Genomic DNA, 15,360 nt, shown 5'->3' with positions numbered 1-15,360 from the left:
GGTTATCGGCCGCAAAGCCCGCGCAGGCTGAGCACGGCGGGCACGCCGAGGCCCAGCCAGGCCAGGGCGTCCCAGGCACCGTCGCCCAGCAAGGCGGCAAACAGGCCGGCGGCACCGAGCACGCCGATGGCCGCCGGCCAGGCGAAGATCCGCCAGGATGATCGGGAGGCGTGGCTCATGTCCGTACCTCCCGGGTTTTGCGCTGCTTGCTCAGCCACAGGTACAGGCCGCTGCCGAGCACGATGATGGTCAGCATATCCAGTACCGCCCAGAGCATCTGCATGGGGCGCCCGCCGTAGTCACCGAAGTGCAGTGGCTGGGACAGCCCCATGGCGTCCATGTACCACGGGCGTTCGCCGACTGCCGTTACTTGCAGGGTGCGCGCATCGATCAGCACCGGGGTGAGCAGGTGCGAGGTCAGATGCGTGGAGCCCTTCATGAACACCGCGTAATGGTGCTCGCTGGAGAACCGCGTGCCGGGGAAGGCGATGAAGTCTGGGCGCATGCCGGGCGCGGCCTGCTCGGCGATGTCCAGCAGGCGGCTGGCCGGGGCCCGCTCGTCGAGCGGCGGGGCGTCACGGTAGGGTGCGACCATGGCCGCCAGGCTGTCGTTGCGCCAGGCGGCGATGACCAGGTCGGACAGGGCGCTGATCACCCCGGTGACACCCACGGTCAGTGCCCAGGCCAGGGTCACCACGCCAATCAGGTTGTGCAGGTCGAGCCAGCGCAGGCGGCGGGATTTGTCGTGGCGCACCGTGGTGAACGCCAGGCGGCGCATGAACGGTGCGTAGAGCACGGTGCCAGAGATGATCGCCACAACGAACAGCACACCCATGAACGCCAGCAGCAACTTGCCAGGCAGCCCCGCGAACATGTCGACGTGCAGGCGCAGCATGATCATCATGAAGCCGCCGTTGGCCGCCGGCATGGCCACGGCCTCACCGGTGCGGGCGTCGAGCATGAAGGTGTGTGACGAATTGGGTTCGGTGCCCGCGGTGGCGGCGGTGATCGCCACCACGCCGTTGCGCTCATCCTCGTCGTAGCCGAAGTACTGCATTACTTCGCCGGGGCGGTGCTGCTCGGCCTTGACCACCAGTTGCTGCAAGTCCAGGTGTGGGGTATCGGCGGGCATTTCGCGCAGCTCGGGGGCATCGCCGAGCAAATGTTCCAGCTCGTGGTGGAAGATCAGCGGCAGGCCGGTCAGGGCCAGCAACAGCAGGAACAGGGTGCAGACCAGGCTGCTCCAGGTGTGGATGAAGGACCAGCGGCGGATGGTTTGGCTTTTCATTTCATTATGTTTCTCGACGTCCAGAAAGACCAAAGCCGCCCCCTGGGGGGCGGCTTGATCGGCGCACTTGTGTCGTCAGTACATCACCATTTGTAGCTGGCGCTGGCGACGACGCTGCGTTCGTCGCCGTAGTAGCAGTAGTAACTGTCGCAGGTGGAAATGTAGTCCTTGTTGAATACGTTGGTGGCGTTGACCGCCACCGAAGCGCCCTTGAGGCTGTTGTTCAGGCGCCCGAGGTCATAGTGCACGGAGGCATCGAACACGGTGTAGGCATTGGCCTTGCCGAGGTAAGTGTTGCCCTGGTCGCCATACGTGTTGCCGGTGTAGCGCGCGCCACCGCCGATGCCGAAGCCGTCGAGCACGCCGGTGTGCCAGGTGTAGTCAGCCCACAGCGAGGCTTGCTGGTTGGGCATCAGCTGCAGGCGATTGCCTTTGTAGATGCCGTCCTGCACTTCGGATTTGGCCAGGGTGTAGGCCGCGGTCATCTTGAGGTTTTCGGTGACGTCGGACACCGCTTCCAGCTCCAGGCCGCGCACTTTCACTTCGCCGGTCTGGCTGGTGAAGGTCACGCCACCGACGTTGTTGGTTACCTGGACGTTTTTCTGGGTCAGGTCATACACCGCTGCCGAAAGCAGGGTATTGGAACCCGGCGGCTGGTACTTGATGCCCAGTTCCCACTGCTTGCCTTCGGTCGGCTTGAACGACTCGGTTGCCGAGGCGCTGGCATTGCTCGCCGGCTGGAACGACTCGGCATACGACAGATACGGCACGAAGCCCGAGTCGAACACATAGCTGATGGCAGCGTTGCCGCTGAACTTCTTGTCGCGCTGGGTATTGGTGGCGTCGTCCTGGTTGAAGTACTTGGTGCCGGTGTGCACCCAGTCCTCACGGCCGCCCAAGGTCAGGCGCCAGTTGTTCAGTGCCATCTGGTCCTGGACGTACACGCCGGTCTGGCGGGTTTTCTGGTTGTAGTCGTAGAACGCCGTGGAACGGTCCGGACGGGTGATCGGCAGCCCGTACACTGGATCGAGGACGTTGCTGTCCGGCACGTTGAAACCGAAGATCGACAGGTAGTTGGTGTTGACGCGCTGGTGGTCCAGGCCCAGCAGCAGGGTGTGGCTGATGCCCCCTGTGCTGAAGTCGGCCTGGAAGTTGTTGTCCACGGCGAACTGGCTGATGTCTTCGTCGGTGTTGGTGGACATGCGGCTGACGGTGCCGTCGTCCTGCACCGGGCCACCGGGCTGGTAATAGCTGCCGGGCGTGATGGTCTGGAACGCCAGGTCCGACTTGGTGTAGCGCAGGTTCTGACGGAACTGCCACACATCGTTGATGCGGTGCTCGAACGCATAGCCCAGCGCGTAGTAGGTACGGTCGTAGAACTCGTAGTCCGGGTCACCCAGATTCTTGTGATGAGAGATCTTGCTGAACGGCATGTCGATCTTGGTGCCCTGGATCGGCCGGAACTGGCTGGTGGCGCCGGTATCGTCGCGGGTGAACTGGGTCAGCAGGGTCAACGAGGTGTCGTCGTCGATGTTCCAGGTCAGGCTCGGGGCGATGTTGTAGCGCTTGTCGTCGATATGGTCGATCTGCGTGCCGCCATCGCGAATCACGCCACTGACGCCATACAGGAACTGGCCCTGGTCATCGATCTTGCCGGTGCTGGCGAAGTTGATCTGGCGGTGATTGTCGCTGCCGTATTGCACCTCGATTTCGTGGGCGCTTTCGGCCTGCGGGCGGCGGCTGACCATGTCCAGCAGGCCACCGGGTGGGGTCTGGCCATACAGCGAGGACGCCGGGCCACGCAGCAGGGCGAGGCGGTCGAGGTTCCAGGTTTCGGCCTTGGGGTTGGCGTACACGCCGCGCGGCAGTGGCAGGCCGTCGAGGAACTGGGTGGGCTCGAAGCCACGCACGCGCATCCAGTCATAACGGGTGTCGCTGCCGAAACTGGCAGAAACGATACCGGGCATGTAGCGCACGGCGTCATCCAGGCTGTGCACGCCGCGGTCGCTCATCTGCTGGCGGGTGGCAACGGAGATGGAGCGCGGGATCTCGACCAATGCGGTATCGGTCTTGGTGCCGGCCGCGCTGCGCTTGGCCAGGTAGCCTTCCACAGGGCCCCAGGCACTCTCGCTGTCGCTGTTAGCGTTCACGCTGGTTTCCGGCAGCGCCAGGCTGCCATCCGGCACGGCCACCAGGCTGTAGCTGCCGACGCTGCTCTGCTGCAGTTGCAAGCCGGTGCCGCGCAGGGCTGCCTGCAAGGCGCCGAGGCCGTCGAACTGGCCGTTGACCGGCGCCGAGTTGCGGCCGCTGACCAGTGCCGAGTCGATGGCCAGGGCAATGCCTGACTGGCTGGCGATCTGATTCAGGGTAGTGGCCAGCGGGGCGCTCGGCAGGTTGTAGGCGCGCTGGGCGGATTGCTCGGCGGCGAACAGGGCAGGGCTGGCCAAAGGCGCGGCCAGGGCGATGGCAAGGGCCATCAGGCTGGGGCGCAGGATACGATCAACAGCACGGGACATGCAGCGGCTCCTCGACGGATAAGTGCTAACTGCTTCCTTGCCGAGTGAGATTCCAGAAGTGACAGGGGTAATCTGAAAAATAGTGAGAATTAGTTAACTCATTGTTGCGTGTGCCGCCCTCTTCGCGGGACAAGCCCGCTCCCACAGGTACTCCATTGCCCTCAAGGCAGTGAAAACTGTGGGAGCGGGCTTGTCCCGCGAAGAGGCCGTTACGGTTTTACTTGGGCACCACGTTCACCCACCACTGGGTATGCCGTTCGATCTTCACCGGCAGCGCCGGTACCAGCGAGGCCAGCGCCAGGTCGGTGTTGTTCAGCGGGAAGCTCCCCGTCACGCGCAGGTCGGCGACCTCATCGGCCACACCCAGGTGGCCGCTGCGGTACTTGCCCAGCTGTTCCAACAGGTCGGCCAGGCGAACGTTGTCGACCACCAGCATGCCGCGGGTCCAGGCATCGGCACCGGCCGCGACCGGGCCGACCTGGCCCAGGCCGTTGGCGTTCATGAGCACTTGCTGGCCTTCGCGCAGCACCTGCTCGTCACCGCTGTTGAGCGGCATGGCAGCCACCGAGGCCTGCATCACCTCCAGGCGCGTGCCGTTTGCCTCGCGGCGCACCAGGAAGCGCGTCCCCAGTGGGCGCAGGCGGCCATCGTCGGTGCGCACCAGCAAAGGCCGTGGGTCGTCATGGCCGGTCTCCACCGAGATCTCGCCCTGATGCAGCACCAGCACGCGTTGGTCGCCCTGGTAATCGATATCCACTGCGGTGTGCGTGTTCAGGCTCAGCAGCGTGCCGTCTTCCAAACGCAGGGTGCGCAGTTCACCGGTTGCAGTGCGTTGGTCTGCCAGCCAGTAGCTGGCCGACAGCGACGGCGCGCCAACCCAGGCCAGCAACGAGCCGAGCAGGAACATGCCGGCCAGACCGCCGCCGACCTTGGCCACCCGCCGGCGCAGGCCGACGCGCGATTGCTGCAGGGCTTGGCGTGCGGGGCCTGCGGCGGCACTTACGCGCTGGTCGAGGGTGCCCAGCTGGCGCCAGGCACGGGCATGTTCTTCACTGACGGCATGCCAGCGCATGAATTCGTTGCGCTCGTCGGGCGTGCCTGCGGCATCGCCCAGGCTCATTTTCCAGGCGATGGCCGCTTCCAGAACCCCGGCGGAAACCGGTGCATTGTTCACGTCGGTTCCCCGTACAGGGCCACGTAGCACTGGCGCATGCCCTGGGCGATGTACTGGCGCACGCGCGATACCGATACGCCAAGGCGTTCGGCGATCTCGGCATGCCCCATGCCATCCAGGCGGTTGTGCAGGAAGGCCGCCCGGGCCTTGCTCGACAGCTTGCCGAGCAGGCGGTCGATGGCCTTGAGGTCTTCGAGGATCAGTAGCTGTATTTCGGGTGAGGGCTGTTCGGCTTCCGGCAAACGCGCCAGTTCGGCCAGGTAAGCCTGCTCCAGCGCCGCGCGGCGGAAGTGGTCGAACATCAGCCCCTTGGCCACGGCGGCGAGGAAGGCGCGGGGTTCGCGGGGGGAGTCCAGCTGCGCGCGGCCGAGCAGGCGCACGAAGGTGTCCTGGCTCAGGTCTTCGGCGCGCTGGCGGCAGGCCATGCTGCGCTGCAACCAGGCCAGCAGCCAGCCGCGATGATCGCGGTACAGCGCACCGACCAGTTCGGCGTGTGGGCTCTGAACAGAAGACAAGCCGTGTTCCCCCCGGAACGAATGCATTAACTAACGATAACTATTCGCGATTGTTGCAGAGGCGGGGGGCGGGGCGCAATGGACGCTTATCGGATTGCCACTACAGGCCGTGGTTGTGCACGTTACGTCGCCGCCAGGTGCGCAGGCGCTGTTCGAGCTGCAACGGGCTGTCGAGCTGCTGGCGGCGAGCCTGGCTGAACAGGATCAAGGCCAGTTCGGCGGTCACCTGCGCATCGGCACTGGCGTGGTGGCGCTCTTCGACCTGCAGGCCGAAGCGCGCCACCCAGTCGTCCAGCCCGGCCTCGCGCAACACGGTATCCGGGTTGAGCAGAGGGGCCAGTTCGGCAACATCGAGGAAGGGCTGTTGCAGGCGGTAACCCAGGCTTTCTTTCACGGCCCGAGCCAGCATGCGTTGGTCGAAGGGGGCATGAAAAGCCAGCACCGGGCTGTCGCCGATGAACTCGAGCAGCCCGAGCAGCGCCTCGGCCGGGTCGCTGCCTGCGGCCAGGGCGCTGGGGCCGAGGCCGTGAATCAGCACGCTGGCGTTGGTCTTCTGGGTCGGGCGATGCAGGGTGCGCTCGAACTGCTGGGAGAAGTCGATGGCACCGTCCTCGATGGCCACGGCACCGATCGACAGCACCTGGTCGCGGCTGGGGTTCAGGCCGCTGGTCTCCAGGTCCAGCACCACCCAGCGCTGTTCACGCAGTGAACAAACGCCCAGCGGCGCGGGCCTGGGCAACCGGGCCAGGCGCTGATGCAAGGCGTCGTCCAGGGCGGGGGCGGCCGGCCGTAGCCAGGCGAACAGGCTCATAATTGGTACCGCAGGGCCAGGCTGCTTTGCAGGCGCTGGGCCTGGCGCAAGGACTCACGCAGGATGCGCCGGTCCAGATGGTTGAGGCTGTCTGGGTCGAGCCGGTTGGAATACGGCAGGTTGTCGCGGCTCTGGCGCTGGTGCTGCTGCATGCGGGTTTGCTGGATGAAGTGATAGGCCTCTTCATAAGCCGCGCCATCGAGTGGCGCGATAACGCCTTTTTCGACCAGCTGGCGCAGCCGCTCAAGGGTATTGCAGGCGCCGATGCCATTGGCCAGGGCCAGCAGCCGCGCACCGTCGACGAAGGGCGTCAGGCCCTGGACCTTGAGGTCGAGGGTGGCGGCCTTGTCGTTGCCCTGGCGGGTCAGTACGAACTCGCGCAGACGGCCCACCGGTGGCCGCTGGCGCAGGGCGTTGTCAGCCATCATGCGCTGGAATATGCGGTTGTCGGCCACTTGCTCCAGTACGCTTTGGCGCAACTGTTCGCACCCTTGTTCATCGCCCCAGACCACACGCAGGTCGAAGTAGATGCTGGAGCCCAGCAGGTTCTCCGGGCTGGCTTCGCGGATGAAGCCGGCGAAGCGCCGTGCCCACTCGGTGCGTGACAGGCACAGCTCGGGGTTGCCGGCCATGACATTGCCCTTGCACAAGGTGAAGCCGCATTGGGCCAGGCTCTGGTTGATGGACTGCGCCAGCGGCAGCAGGCGCGTGCGTATGGCGTCGGCCTCAGCGCTGTCGGCGGCATCGAAGAGGATGCCGTTGTCCTGGTCGGTATGCAGCGTTTGCTCACGGCGCCCCTCGCTGCCGAAGCACAGCCAGCTGAACGGCACGCCGGGGTCGCCACGCTCGGCCAGGGCCAGCTCGATCACCCGGCACACCGTGTGGTCGTTGAGCAGGGTGATGATCTGGGTGATCTGCGTCGAGGAGGCGCCATGGGCGAGCATGCGTTCGACCAGTTGGCCGATCTCGCCGCGCAGCGACACCAGCGAGTCCAGCCGCGGGGCGTGGCGGATGGTGCGGGCCAGGTGCACCAGGTCGACCCGCTGCAGGGAAAACAGGTCGCGCTCTGAAACCACGCCGCACAAGCGCTGGTTATCGACCAGGCAGACGTGGGCAATGTGCCGCTCGGTCATCGCCATGGCGGCATCGAAGGCACTGGCCTGCGGGCTGAGGTAGAACGGTTTGGCGGTCATGTGCCGGTCGATCGGCGCGCCCAGGTCGGCATCGGCCGCGGCCACCACCTGGCGCAGGTCGCGCAGGGTGAATATGCCCACCGGGTAACGCTGCGGGTCGATCACGACGATACTGCCGACCTGCTGCTCGTGCATCAGCCGCACAGCGTCACGCAGGGGCATGTCGGGGGTGCAGACCACCGGGTGACGCATGGCCAGTTCGCCCAGCGGGGTGTTCAGCGAGTACTGGGTGCCAAGGGTTTCCACGGCGCGCTGGCGCACCTGCTGGTTGACCTGGTCGAGCAGGCTGCTGACGCCGCGCAAGGCAAAATCGCGAAACACTGCAGACATCGAGAAAACGCGGATGAAGGCGGCTTTGTTCAATTGCAGGCAGAACGTGTCCTCACCCGCCAGGTGCTCGGTGCGGGTCGCGCGCTCCCCCAACAGCGCGGCCAGCGGGAAGCATTCACCGCTGGTGATTTCGAAGGTGGTTTCAACGCCTGGCTTGACCAGGTGCTGGCGCTCACCGACCACGCGGCCCTGCTTGACGATGTAGAAGTGCTCCACCGGCCCGTCGGCGGGCTTGATGATGCTTTCACCACGCGCATGGAAGCGCAGCTGGCACTGTTCCACCAGAAACGCCAGGTGGCTTTGCTCCATCTGATTGAACGGCGGGAAGCGCTGCAAGAACTGCAGAGTGCCTTGAATGTTCTGCAGCACTGCTGTTCTGCCCGCTTGGCTGTAGGCGTCCTTTTTGCTCATGAAACTGACCGTATCGCTACGCCGAACTATATATATCTATATATAGGTGCGGCCTTGTTGTTCTCGGCCCCCATGGTCGGCTGACGGCCGTGTGGTGCCCATTGGACGTAAGTCTATGAGCCTGGTGTGATCAATTTCGCATGCCGCGGTCTTACCGGTGAGCAAGATCTATTTGATGAGACGAACATGGTTGAGCATGACGACATCCTGAGTGACGCAGAACGCGAGGCATTGGCCGGTTTGAGTGCACCTATAGCGCCCAAGCCGGTGGTGCTGGTTGTCGATGACAACCCGGTGAATAGCGAGGCACTGAGCCTTTACCTGAAAAGCAGGGGCATTGAGTGCATGCAGGCCGACGGGGCTCAGGAGGCGATGTTCAAGCTGCATTATGAACCGCGAATCTCCTTGATGATCACCGACCTGCGCATGCAGCCCGAGGATGGCCTGGAACTGATTCGGCAGATTCGAGAGACGGAGCGGGCGGCGTTGTCGATCATCGTGGTGTCGGGCGACACCGATGTGAAGGAGGCGGTAGACGTGATGCACCTGGGGGTAGTGGATTTTCTGCTCAAGCCAGTGGATCTGGGGAAGCTGTTGCAGCTGGTGAAGAAGGAATTGAAGCTCGAATAGCTGTGTTCTCGGTGCGGGCCCCATCGCCGGCAAGCCGGCTCCCACAGGTACAGTACAGCCCTTGAGGCCGGTGCTCTACCTGTGGGAGCCGGCTTGCCGGCGATTGGGCCGCAACGCGGCCCTTTGCGGATCAGAGGCCGTTACGCGCCTTGAACTCGCGGCGGCGGCGGTGCAGCACCGGCTCGGTATAACCGTTCGGTTGCTTGGCACCTTCGAGCACCAACTCCACCGCTGCCTGGAAGGCCACGTTGTCGTCGAAGTTCGCCGCCATCGGGCGGTACTGGGCGTCGCTGGCGTTCTGCTTGTCGACCACTGCAGCCATGCGCTTGAGGCTCTCTACCACCTGCTCCTGGCTGACGATGCCATGGCGCAGCCAGTTGGCCAGCAACTGGGCCGAGATACGCAGGGTGGCGCGGTCTTCCATCAGGCCGACGTTGTTGATGTCCGGCACCTTCGAACAACCCACGCCATGGTCGATCCAGCGCACCACGTAGCCGAGGATGCCCTGGGCGTTGTTGTCCAGCTCGTTGCGGATTTCTTCTTCCGACCAGTTGGTGTCGGCAGCCAGCGGGATGCTCAGAATATCGTCGACCGAAGCCGGAGTACGGCTGGCCAGCTCGCGCTGACGGGCCTGCACGTCGACCTTGTGGTAGTGCAGCGCGTGCAGGGTGGCTGCAGTCGGCGACGGCACCCAGGCGGTGTTGGCGCCGGCCAGCGGGTGGGCGATCTTCTGCTCGAGCATGGCGGCCATCAGGTCCGGCATGGCCCACATGCCCTTGCCGATCTGCGCGCGGCCTTGCAGGCCGGTGGCAAGGCCCACGTCGACGTTGTTGTTTTCGTAGGCACCGATCCACTTCTCGTTTTTCATGGCGCCCTTGCGCACCACGGCGCCGGCCTCCATCGAGGTGTGGATTTCGTCACCGGTACGGTCAAGGAAGCCGGTGTTGATGAACACCACGCGTTCGGCGGCCGACTTGATGCAGGCCTTGAGGTTGACCGTGGTACGGCGCTCCTCGTCCATGATGCCGACCTTGACGGTGTTGCGCGGCATGCCCAGCAGGTCTTCGACCTGGCTGAAGATTTCAGCGGCAAACGCCACTTCTTCCGGGCCGTGCATCTTCGGCTTGACGATGTACACGCTGCCGGTGCGGGTGTTCTTGCGGGTGGTGTTGCCGTTGAGGTTGTGCAGGGCGATCAGGTTGGTGAACAGGCCGTCCTGGATGCCTTCCGGAATTTCGTTGCCCTGGGCATCGAGGATCGCCGGGTTGGTCATCAGGTGACCGACGTTACGCACGAACAACAGCGAGCGACCATGCAAGGTGACGCTGCCGCCATTTGGCGCGGTGTACTCGCGGTCGGGGTTCATGGTGCGGGTGAAGGTCTTGCCAGCTTTGCTTACGCTTTCGGCCAGGTCGCCTTTCATCAGGCCCAGCCAGTTGCGGTAAACGATGACCTTGTCGTCGGCATCGACGGCGGCGACCGAGTCTTCGCAGTCCATGATGGTGGTCAGCGCCGACTCCATCAGGATGTCTTTGACGCCGGCGGCGTCGGTGCTGCCGACCGGGGTGCTGTCGTCGACCTGGATCTCGAAGTGCAGGCCATTGTGCTTGAGCAGCACAGCAGTCGGCGCGGCGGCGTCGCCGTGGTAACCAATCAGCTGGGCGTCATCACGCAGGCCGCTGTTGCTGCCACCCTTCAGGGCGACGATCAGCTTCCCACCCTCGATACGGTAGGCCGTGGAGTCAACGTGGGAGCCTGCAGCCAGCGGCGCGGCTTCGTCGAGGAAGGCGCGGGCGAAGGCGATGACTTTGTTGCCACGCACCTTGTTGTAGCCCTGACCTTTTTCGGCGCCGCCTTCATCGCTGATGGCGTCGGTGCCGTACAGCGCGTCGTACAGCGAACCCCAACGGGCGTTGGCGGCGTTCAGGGCGAAGCGCGCGTTCATCACCGGCACGACCAGCTGTGGGCCGGCCATGTGGGCGATTTCTTCGTCCACGTTCTGGGTGGTGGCCTGGAAATCGTCGGCTTGTGGCAGCAGGTAGCCGATTTCCTGGAGGAAGCTCTTGTAGGCTACGGCGTCGTGGGCCTGGCCTTTGCGTGCCTGGTGCCAGGCGTCGATCTTGGCTTGCAGCTCGTCGCGCTTGGCGAGCAGGGCTTTGTTCTTGGGGGCGAGGTCGTTGATGATCTTTTCTGCCCCGGCCCAGAACGCATCAGCTTTGACGCCGGTTCCAGGGATCGCTTCGTTGTTGACGAAGTCGTACAGGGCCTTGGCGACCTGAAGGCCACCGACTTGAACGTATCCAGTCATTGCTTGCCTCACCTTTGCTCAGCTATTTCGCTTTCGCTCTTCTGTATTAAGCCTGTAGCGCTTCTCTAAACACGGCACCAGTTCATGCTCTCGCCACTACGAGAGCGGCTGGGTGCGGCTCGCCAGGCAGGCTGGCGGGCGGTTGGCGTATTTTCACAGGCGCCTTGGCAGACATCGAAACGACGTTTTGTAGTCCGCGCCAGCGCATACTACATGAAGCAGCAGGCTGGTAAACATCAGACTAAAAGCGTCGCTCTGCGACCGGGTGGTCGCTTCGGGTCACGCTGGGAGTGGGTATGTTCGCAAAAAACCGGTGGATTGTTCCAGATAAATCTTGAAACAGTACACGATTAGTTCAGCGGACGGCCCTGCGGCAGGTTGCCGCGCCTTGCCTATACTGAGTCGATCCCCCTATTTGCGCCGCTTTGGGCGGCTCGACGCAGAGGAAGCCCCTGTGGATCATCTTGTACTGACCGTGATCGCCCCTGACAAGGCCGGCCAGGTAGAACGCATTGCCCAGTGCATCGCCGACCACAACGGTAACTGGTTGGAGAGCCGTATGTCGCGCATGGCCGGCCAGTTCGCCGGAATCCTGCGGGTGGCGGTGCCTGCAGAAAACTACGATGAGCTGGTGAAGTCGCTGCAGGCGTTGGGCCAATACGACATTCGCGTGTTGATCGCCGAGAGCGGCATCGAGCCTTCGTGTACCTGGAAGCCGATTGCCATGGAGCTGGTGGGCAATGACCGGCCCGGCATCGTGCGTGACATTACCCGTTTGCTGGCCGAGCAGGGTGTGAACCTGGAGCGCTTTACCACCGAAGTGCGCCCTGCGCCCATGAGCAGCGAGCCGCTGTTCCATGCCGATGCCTTGCTGGCGCTGCCGTTGACCCTGTCGCTGGATGACCTGCAGCAGAAGCTGGAGAGCCTGGCGGATGATTTGATGGTGGAGTTGAAGTTGCGGCCGGAGGATTGAGCTGTGGGCGGGGCCGCTGCGCGACCCTATCGCCGGCAAGCCGGCTCCCACAGGGTTTGCGCAGACGCGTCGGCTGGGCAGCGATCGGGGCGCGAAGCGGCCCGCCGCGTTATCCCGGTTTTACGGGGACGGCCCTGTGGATAAGCTGGGGGTGCACCTCGCCAGCCCAATAACGGCGAGGCTCCTGGCGATTTGAGCAAAAAACGTCCACTAATCAGTCGCTTGTGCACAAACCACGGGGACGAGGGTGTGGATAACCTCTGGAGATGTTCTGCCAGGCCACGAACGGCGTGGCCTGCAGAGTTTTGATCATTTATTGATCAGGCGCGCTTGCGTAAATTCAGCCAGGCATCGACGCTGTACAGCGCCAAACCCGCCCAGATGCACACGAATGCCACCAGGCTGCTCGAAGACAAATGCTCATCAAACAACAGCACTGCCTGCAGCAACACCAGGGTAGGCGCCAGGTACTGCAGGAAGCCCAGCGTGGTGTAGGGCAAATGCCGGGCTGCGGCGTTGAAGCACACCAGCGGGATCAGCGTCACCGGCCCCGCAGCCATCAGCCACAGCGCCTCGCTGCTGGTGTAGAAGGCGCCCTGCGCGCTCATTGCGGTGGGGTGCAGCAACAGCCAGCCAAGCGCCAGAGGCACCAGCATCCAGGTTTCCACCACCAGCCCCGGCAGTGCCGCAACCGGTGCCTGTTTGCGGATCAGCCCGTAAAAACCAAAGGTCAGCGCCAGCACCAGTGACACCCATGGCAGGCTGCCGACCTGCCATACCTGTTGCGCCACACCCAGCGCAGCCAACCCCACCGCCAGCCATTGCAGGCGGCGCAGGCGCTCACCCAGCAAGAGCATGCCCAACAGCACGTTGACCAGCGGGTTGATGTAGTAACCCAGGCTGGCTTCGAGCATGCGCCCGTTGTTCACCGACCAGACGTAAGTCAGCCAGTTGCCGGCAATCAAGGTGCCGCTCAGGGCCAGCACGGCTAGCCGGCGTGGGTTGTCACGCAGCTCCCGCCACCAGCCTGGGTGCTTCCAGACCAGCAGTAACAGCGAGCCGAACAGTGCCGACCAAAGCACCCGGTGGACGATGATTTCCACCGCGGGGACGCTCTGGATGGCTTTGAAATACAGCGGGAACAAGCCCCAGATGATGTAGGCCGAAAGGCCAAGAATGTACCCGCGACGCGGGTTTGCGGCGTGCATGCAGAATCCTTGCTTAGGTAGCTAAATACAGCGACGCCTATTGTAGACAGACCCTCGCGGGCATTTAGAACAATTTCAGCGGTTGCTCGTCGAGCGCCGCCATTTGCTCGCGCAGGGCAAGGATCTGATCGCCCCAGTAACGCGGCTGGCCAAACCAGGGGAAGCTGCGGGGGAATGCCGGGTCATCCCAGCGCCGTGCCAGCCAGGCGCAGTGGTGCAGCTGGCGCAGGGCGCGCAAGGGCTCGATCAGTGGCAGCTCGCGCGGGTCGAAGTCGTGGAACTCGTTGTAGCCGTCGATCAGCTCTGCCAGTTGGCCGAGGCGTTCTTCACGGCTGCCGGCGAGCATCATCCACAGGTCCTGTACCGCCGGGCCCATCCGGCAGTCGTCGAGGTCGACCACGTGATACACCTCGTCGCGATGCATCAGGTTGCCTGGGTGCAAGTCGCCGTGCAGGCGCATCACCTTGTGTGGCGTGCGTGCGTAGATGTCCTCGACCCGTTCCAACAAGTCGCGGGCTACGGACTCGAATGCGGGCAGCAATTCGCGCGGGACGAAGTTGCCTTCCAGCAGGGTTTGCAGTGAAGCGTGGCCGAAGTTGTCCACAGCCAGCGCTTCGCGATGCTCGAACGGCCTTGTCGCGGCAACTGCGTGCAGGCGGCCAAGCAGTTGGCCGAGCCGGTAGAGCTGGTCGAGGTTGCCGGGTTCCGGTGCATGGCCGCCGCGGCGGGGGAACAGCGTGAAGCGAAAACCCTGGTGCTCGAACAGCGTGCGGCCATCGTGCTGCAGGGGGGCGACCACGGGTACTTCACAGTCGGCGAGCTCGGCGGTGAAGCGGTGTTCTTCAAGGATCGCCTCATCGCTCCAGCGCCCGGGGCGATAGAACTTGGCGATCAGCGGTTGTTCGCCTTCGATGCCCACCTGATACACGCGGTTTTCGTAGCTGTTCAGCGCCAGGATCCGGGCATCGCTGAGAAAGCCGATGCTTTCAACGGCATCCAGGACCAGGTCTGGGGTGAGGGTATCGAAAGGGTGGGACATGAAAGCTCCGCAAGGGGAATGGGGCATCGAGCCCGCATTGTAATGACGCTCTGAGCGTTCAGCCTCCCCCAATCGGTTCGCAGGCGCAAGCGATCGCAGTGTCGCGCAGGCCTGCTGGGTATTAGCAGTTCTGCCAGTACCCGCAAGAAATGCTGCTGGTTACTGTCCTGCTCTTCAGCCATGCACCCTGACCTAGATCGGCACGCCCAGCAGGACGAAGGACGGGTGAAACTGCACCCTGGCCTCGTTACCCGCCTTCAGGCCCTGCTGGGCCAGCCAATCGGTGTCGGCAAGTGCGCACAACGTCTGGCCGTTGCCCAGCGCCAATCGCAGCTCGCTCTGGCCGCTTTCATCCGCCAGCACTTCTTCAATGCAGACCGGGAGGCAGTTACTGCCTGGCTCTGGTACATCATCTGCCCCAACCAGCTGAACCCACCCGGCCTTGAGCAGCGCCACCACCGTTGTACCCAGGGTCAGCTCCAGGCGTGCGGTGCTGTCGTGGGTAATCAGCGCCTCGATCTGCAGGCCACCGCCCAGCGCCAGGCTCACGCAATCATGCCGGCCTTCACGGCGCAGGCCGCTGACCTTGCCCTGCAGCTGATTGCGCGCGCTGGTACGCAGCATCAGGCGCCCGAGCAGGTCGAGGTCGCTGGACTCTTCGGCGGCTTCAAGGATTTGCGCCTGCAGTGTTTGCAGGCGTTGATAAAGGCGCAGCACGCGTTCGCCTTCGGCCGACAAGCGTGCGCCGCCGCCCCCACGGCCGCCGGTGCTGCGCTCGACCAGAGGCTGGCTGGCCAGGTTGTTGAGCTCGTCGATGGCATCCCAGGCCGCTTTGTAGCTGATGCTGGCGGCTTTGGCGGCGCGGGTGATCGAGCCTTGCTCGGCGATGTGCTGGAGCAGGGCGATGCGTTGCGGGCGGCGGGCGATGTGCTGGGTGAGCAGAGCGGGCAAGGACATGATGGCG

13 protein-coding genes are annotated in these 15,360 nt (G+C 64.0%); 2 read left to right on the top strand and 11 right to left on the bottom strand.

The window, feature by feature from the left end:
• Positions 1 to 2 precede the first annotated feature (2 nt).
• From ACNQPL_RS15465 to ACNQPL_RS15435, 7 genes are all read right to left on the bottom strand, one after another.
• The gene (locus tag ACNQPL_RS15465; protein WP_346613611.1) at positions 3 to 179 is read right to left on the bottom strand and encodes a hypothetical protein; all 177 of its coding nucleotides are present in this window, start codon (positions 177 to 179) and stop codon (positions 3 to 5) included.
• Entirely contained in the window at positions 176 to 1,288 is a 1,113-nt protein-coding gene (locus ACNQPL_RS15460) for a PepSY-associated TM helix domain-containing protein (RefSeq protein WP_416467183.1), read from the bottom strand. Before ACNQPL_RS15460 ends, ACNQPL_RS15465 begins: the two co-directional genes overlap by 4 nt.
• A gap of 83 nt (positions 1,289 to 1,371) precedes the next feature.
• On the bottom strand, positions 1,372 to 3,804 hold the full coding sequence (locus ACNQPL_RS15455) for a TonB-dependent siderophore receptor (RefSeq protein ID WP_416467182.1): 2,433 nt from the start codon (positions 3,802 to 3,804) through the stop codon (positions 1,372 to 1,374).
• A 217-nt stretch (positions 3,805 to 4,021) separates the two neighbouring features.
• Entirely contained in the window at positions 4,022 to 4,978 is a 957-nt protein-coding gene (locus ACNQPL_RS15450; RefSeq protein WP_416467181.1) for a FecR domain-containing protein, read from the bottom strand.
• Positions 4,975 to 5,520: an RNA polymerase sigma factor gene (locus ACNQPL_RS15445; protein ID WP_416467180.1), complete on the bottom strand. Its 546-nt coding sequence runs from the start codon at positions 5,518 to 5,520 to the stop codon at positions 4,975 to 4,977. Before ACNQPL_RS15445 ends, ACNQPL_RS15450 begins: the two co-directional genes overlap by 4 nt.
• A 73-nt stretch (positions 5,521 to 5,593) precedes the next feature.
• Positions 5,594 to 6,304, bottom strand: a complete 711-nt coding sequence (locus ACNQPL_RS15440) for a PolC-type DNA polymerase III (RefSeq protein WP_416467179.1) — start codon at positions 6,302 to 6,304, stop codon at positions 5,594 to 5,596.
• Complete coding sequence (locus tag ACNQPL_RS15435) at positions 6,301 to 8,238, bottom strand: putative nucleotidyltransferase substrate binding domain-containing protein (RefSeq protein ID WP_416467178.1); 1,938 nt, start codon at positions 8,236 to 8,238, stop codon at positions 6,301 to 6,303. The genes ACNQPL_RS15440 and ACNQPL_RS15435 overlap by 4 nt, the downstream gene beginning before the upstream one ends.
• 186 nt (positions 8,239 to 8,424) lie before the next feature.
• Between ACNQPL_RS15435 and ACNQPL_RS15430 the strand changes: the two genes are divergently transcribed.
• A complete protein-coding gene (locus ACNQPL_RS15430; RefSeq protein WP_346613618.1) occupies positions 8,425 to 8,868 on the top strand; it encodes a response regulator in 444 nt (147 codons plus the stop codon).
• 130 nt (positions 8,869 to 8,998) lie between these two features.
• Here the strand turns inward: ACNQPL_RS15430 and ACNQPL_RS15425 are convergent, their stop codons facing one another.
• Positions 8,999 to 11,176, bottom strand: a complete 2,178-nt coding sequence (locus ACNQPL_RS15425; RefSeq protein WP_346613619.1) for a malate synthase G — start codon at positions 11,174 to 11,176, stop codon at positions 8,999 to 9,001.
• A 454-nt stretch (positions 11,177 to 11,630) separates the two neighbouring features.
• Here ACNQPL_RS15425 and ACNQPL_RS15420 point away from each other — a divergent pair, with 454 nt between their 5' ends.
• A complete protein-coding gene (locus ACNQPL_RS15420) occupies positions 11,631 to 12,149 on the top strand; it encodes a glycine cleavage system protein R (protein WP_346613620.1) in 519 nt (172 codons plus the stop codon).
• A gap of 320 nt (positions 12,150 to 12,469) precedes the next feature.
• Here ACNQPL_RS15420 and rarD read toward each other — a convergent pair whose 3' ends face one another.
• From rarD to ACNQPL_RS15405, 3 genes are all read right to left on the bottom strand, one after another.
• Positions 12,470 to 13,357 (bottom strand): EamA family transporter RarD, encoded by an 888-nt coding sequence (gene rarD, locus ACNQPL_RS15415; RefSeq protein ID WP_416467177.1) that lies wholly within the window; start codon positions 13,355 to 13,357, stop codon positions 12,470 to 12,472.
• Positions 13,358 to 13,421: 64 nt separating this feature from the next.
• Complete coding sequence (locus ACNQPL_RS15410) at positions 13,422 to 14,396, bottom strand: serine/threonine protein kinase (protein WP_416467176.1); 975 nt, start codon at positions 14,394 to 14,396, stop codon at positions 13,422 to 13,424.
• A gap of 192 nt (positions 14,397 to 14,588) precedes the next feature.
• Positions 14,589 to 15,353, bottom strand: coding sequence for a TOBE domain-containing protein (locus ACNQPL_RS15405; RefSeq protein WP_416467175.1), 765 nt, complete (start codon positions 15,351 to 15,353; stop codon positions 14,589 to 14,591).
• Between the last annotated feature and the right edge of the window lie 7 nt (positions 15,354 to 15,360).

Source organism: Pseudomonas sp. LFS044, from assembly GCF_047978245.1.
GTDB lineage: Bacteria > Pseudomonadota > Gammaproteobacteria > Pseudomonadales > Pseudomonadaceae > Aquipseudomonas.
The sequence above is the reverse complement of the archived record's forward strand: the minus strand, read 5'-3'. Positions and strand labels throughout refer to the sequence as shown.

What these genes read in the sequence shown, in the direction of transcription:
- ACNQPL_RS15425 (WP_346613619.1), bottom strand. Translation starts at nt 11,176, where the DNA reads ATGACTGGATACGTTCAAGTCGGTGGCCTTCAGGTCGCCAAGGCCCTG.
- ACNQPL_RS15405 (WP_416467175.1), bottom strand. Translation starts at nt 15,353, where the DNA reads ATGTCCTTGCCCGCTCTGCTCACCCAGCACATCGCCCGCCGCCCGCAA.
- ACNQPL_RS15410 (WP_416467176.1), bottom strand. Translation starts at nt 14,396, where the DNA reads ATGTCCCACCCTTTCGATACCCTCACCCCAGACCTGGTCCTGGATGCC.
- ACNQPL_RS15460 (WP_416467183.1), bottom strand. Translation starts at nt 1,288, where the DNA reads ATGAAAAGCCAAACCATCCGCCGCTGGTCCTTCATCCACACCTGGAGC.
- rarD (WP_416467177.1), bottom strand. Translation starts at nt 13,357, where the DNA reads ATGCACGCCGCAAACCCGCGTCGCGGGTACATTCTTGGCCTTTCGGCC.
- ACNQPL_RS15465 (WP_346613611.1), bottom strand. Translation starts at nt 179, where the DNA reads ATGAGCCACGCCTCCCGATCATCCTGGCGGATCTTCGCCTGGCCGGCG.
- ACNQPL_RS15455 (WP_416467182.1), bottom strand. Translation starts at nt 3,804, where the DNA reads ATGTCCCGTGCTGTTGATCGTATCCTGCGCCCCAGCCTGATGGCCCTT.
- ACNQPL_RS15440 (WP_416467179.1), bottom strand. Translation starts at nt 6,304, where the DNA reads ATGAGCCTGTTCGCCTGGCTACGGCCGGCCGCCCCCGCCCTGGACGAC.
- ACNQPL_RS15445 (WP_416467180.1), bottom strand. Translation starts at nt 5,520, where the DNA reads ATGCATTCGTTCCGGGGGGAACACGGCTTGTCTTCTGTTCAGAGCCCA.
- ACNQPL_RS15430 (WP_346613618.1), top strand. Translation starts at nt 8,425, where the DNA reads ATGGTTGAGCATGACGACATCCTGAGTGACGCAGAACGCGAGGCATTG.
- ACNQPL_RS15435 (WP_416467178.1), bottom strand. Translation starts at nt 8,238, where the DNA reads ATGAGCAAAAAGGACGCCTACAGCCAAGCGGGCAGAACAGCAGTGCTG.